The sequence below is a fragment of the Zhongshania sp. genome (genome assembly GCF_041623545.1).
Classification (GTDB): domain Bacteria; phylum Pseudomonadota; class Gammaproteobacteria; order Pseudomonadales; family Spongiibacteraceae; genus Spongiibacter.
Map to the genome: position 1 here is coordinate 1 of NZ_JBFJWS010000315.1, position 3,559 is coordinate 3,559.

General features: G+C 50.1%; 3 protein-coding genes and 1 riboswitch. All 3 genes read left to right on the forward strand.

The features are described 5' to 3' along the window. A partial coding sequence (locus tag ABYT30_RS17070) for a hypothetical protein (RefSeq protein WP_373097635.1) occupies positions 1-349 on the forward strand: 349 nt, incomplete at its 5' end. Between the two features lie 153 nt (positions 350-502). Beyond that, positions 503-695: riboswitch (cobalamin riboswitch) on the forward strand. 315 nt (positions 696-1,010) lie between these two features. Continuing rightward, complete coding sequence (locus tag ABYT30_RS17075) at positions 1,011-2,336, forward strand: cobyrinate a,c-diamide synthase (RefSeq protein ID WP_373097637.1); 1,326 nt, start codon at positions 1,011-1,013, stop codon at positions 2,334-2,336. Positions 2,337-2,455: 119 nt separating this feature from the next. Beyond that, positions 2,456-3,559, forward strand: a 1,104-nt coding sequence (locus tag ABYT30_RS17080) for a hypothetical protein (protein WP_373097639.1), incomplete at its 3' end; no start/stop codon positions are given.

Genomic DNA, 3,559 nt, shown 5'->3' on the forward strand with positions numbered 1-3,559 from the left:
TCAGCTTGGCGCTGATGTTAATAAAGTGGTAAACAGATCGATTATAGTAGGTCTCGCTGAGCAACCCGGCTCTGGATACAAGTTCCAAAATCGTGATGTTACCGCATTGCATGTAGCTAGGTTTTACGACCGAAATAAACTTGCTGAAACACTAATTGCACTCGGTGCAGATGATGATATTAAAGATGATCACGGCTATACCAGCAAGGATTACGCAGGTGTTTATGCTAAAGTTGAAGCGGCACGCCAAACAACCAATAGCACTCCAGTACAACAAGAATCCGAGGACTCCGTCGTTGGTACTGCAATTAATATCCTCGGAATTGGTAGCGCCATACTAGGCTACTAACTCCTGATGAATTAAGAGATCGAGTGCATTACATTTGGCAGCAGGTATTTTTTAGGTCTTGTACTCGAATCTTGAGTCATATTGTTAGCGGTTAAGGGGAAGTGGAATGCCTTGCGGGTTACCATGGTACTTTGCCTCCCTGCCTAAAGTCGCTACAATCGCCCCACCAAAGGTGCTCTGTAAAGAGATAATCGGGAAGTCTGGTGTGTATTTGAATCCAGCGCTGCCCCCGCATCGGTAATTAAGCTAGGTTTGCCATAACCACTGTGCCACGGCATGGGAAGGGGTGAACCGAGGAGAAATTCGCTTATAAGCCCGAAGACCGGCCATTGGTTTCATTCACAGAACATCGCACGGCGGGTGCGAGGAGATTTCATGTACTCTCGGTTTTCTGCGCAATTTCCAGCGCTGGAATTCGGCTTTATTGCCGCTATTCCCTCGTTTTTCATAATGCGTGTAGTTCGCGTTGCTAAGCTATTCCGTATACCGGCCTTATTCTACATCCCAAGTTTGTTCTAAATATTAATGTGTCGCGTCGTCGTTAATTGAACGGCGACACCGGCGCGTCCCGAATTTCTAAAGGAGTAGGTAATGACACGGCGTTTGCACGTCCAAATGCGGGCTATAGCGCGTTCTCGTTTAATAAAAGGCGGGGTGATGTATGTCTGCTGATATTTTATGTCCGGCGGTGTTTTTGGCCGCGCCCGCCTCGGGCCAAGGTAAAACCACGATTACCGCCGCTATTGCCCGCTACCATCGTTTGCAGGGCCGCGAGGTGCGCATTTTTAAAATGGGTCCGGATTATTTAGACCCGCAAATTCTAGAGCAGGCCTCTGGCCATCCAGTAGCGCAGCTCGATCTGTGGATGGCGGGAGAGGCCTATTGCCGCGATCAGTTTTACCGCGCAGCGCAAACCGCCGATTTGATTTTGGTGGAAGGCGCCATGGGTATGTTCGACGGCGATCCCTCGAGCGCTGATTTGGCGCGCACCTTTGGCATTCCGATTGTGCTGATTATGGACGTTAAGGGCATGGCGCAAACGGCGGCGGCGCTGGCCTGTGGCCTAGCCAATTACCGCGATGATGTTGAGGTGACGGGTTTAATTGTCAATCACTGCGCCTCTGAGCGCCATCGCCAGCTGATTGCCGACGCCTTGCCAGCCAGCCTGCCTTTGTTGGCGAGCTTTGCCAATACCCCCAATATTCGCCTGCCGGAACGTCATCTCGGTTTGGTGCAGGCCTGTGAAGTGCGCGAGGAATTAGAGGCCTGCTTTAATGCCGCCGCCGAGCTGGTTGCTGCCAGTAGCTTGGCGAGCCTGCCGCCGCCGGTGAAATTTTCTGCCCAGTCAATTGCGCCACCGCCGCGCTTGCTGTTCGGGGTAAAAATAGCGATTGCACAGGATCAAGCCTTTAGTTTTATTTACCCAGCCAATACCCAGTTGTTAACCGCGATGGGCGCCGAATTGTTATCTTTCTCGCCAATTCACGATACTAAATTGCCCGAGGCCGACGCCCTTTGGTTGCCCGGCGGCTACCCAGAATTACACGCAGACGCGCTGGCGGCGAACACCGCAATGCACAGGGAAATTCAGCAGTTTTATGAAAGCGGCAAAGGGATTTTGGCTGAGTGTGGTGGCTTTATGTATTGCCTAGAAAGCCTCAAGGATTTAGCTGGCACGCGCCACACCATGCTGGGGCTGTTGGCTGGCCAGGCAGCCATGCGTGGTCGTGGCGGTTGCCAAGGTATGCAGAGCGCGGTATTGCCCGAAGGTGAGCTGCGCGCCCACGCCCACCATCGCTCCCAATCCGAGAACACCCCAGAACCGATTGGCTACGGCAGGCGGCCAAAGCACCCCGCGCCTGGCGAAGCGATATATCGACAGCGCGGATTAACCGCCTCATACCTGCATTTGTTTTTTCCGTCTGCGCCCTTAGTTGTGGCAGAGTTATTCAAAGGTGGCTGCGGTGTGAAATGTTTGCCGGAGTAGGTGGAACTACCTAGAGACCTGCGCGAGAAGCCGATAGCCATTCTCGGGCTAATTACTTATAGTCATAAATTACTGTAATGTTCCTAACGACGGTATTTATGAATACATGAGTATGCTGAATGGCAATTACTGAGCGGTTGCCGAGTATTGGTAATCAAAAGAGCATTATTTGGCGAATTTTGCTGCCCTTAGTTGTGCTTATCGTGCTGAGCAATGCCGCTATTATTGCCATTATTATGGGACAGCTAGACGCGCAGCTGCTGGATTCGACAAAAAGAAATCTCATTAATGAATCTGAGCTGCAGGCTGTGCAGTTTCGCGCCAACATGCTGGAATTAACCCGAGATCTGCAATTTTTGGCGGAGACACCGCCTATTCAAGGTTTAATTCGCGCCAAAAATAATAATGGTATAGACCCTCTCGATGGGTCCACTGAACAGCAGTGGATCTCGCGTCTTGAAACGATTTTTTCGGTGATTCTAAAAGCAAAGCCCAAGGTACAGATTCGCCTTATTGGGCACGATGGTGTGGAATTAGTCCGAGTGGATCGCTACGGCCAAAAAGGTGATATTCGTCTTGTTTCGGAGGCAGAGCTGCAGAACAAAAGCCAGAGTCGCTATTTTACTGAAACCATCGCGCTGGCCGCCGGCAGTGTGTACCTATCGGAGATTGGGCTCAACCGGGAATTTGGCGAGATAGTAGAGCCAACAGAGCCGGTTATACGTGCCGCCACCCCGATTTATAGTGACGAAGGTCGTTTATTTGGCATCGTCATTATTAATCACAATTTGCAGGCCACCTTTGATGCATTAAAAGCGTTAGCTGGAGTAGAGCATCCATTTTTAATCGCCAATCACGCGGGGGAGTATTTGGTTCATCCTGAGTCTAACCGCAGCTTCGCTTTTGAGTTTGGCCGCAGCAGCAATATTGCTGAGGATTTTCCTGCAGCGAAAGACTTGCTGAATAATCCTAAAACCGACGTTGTAAGTGGTATTGCCGAGGCAGATGATCATGATGTGGTTTATGCTTTGCGGAGCTTTTCCTATAATCCCGAGAATGGCCATAACCGTTTAATTTTGGCTGCTAGTCATGATTTTCGCAATGCCTTGGCATTTAAAGATCGCTTATTAAATAAAGTCTATTTTATTCTATGTATTGTACTTTTGTTGATTACAGTAGTGGCTGTCTATGTGGCGAAGCGAATTGCGAGTCCCATCGTCGCA

What these genes read in the sequence shown, in the direction of transcription:
- ABYT30_RS17075 (WP_373097637.1), top strand. Translation starts at nt 1,011, where the DNA reads ATGTCTGCTGATATTTTATGTCCGGCGGTGTTTTTGGCCGCGCCCGCC.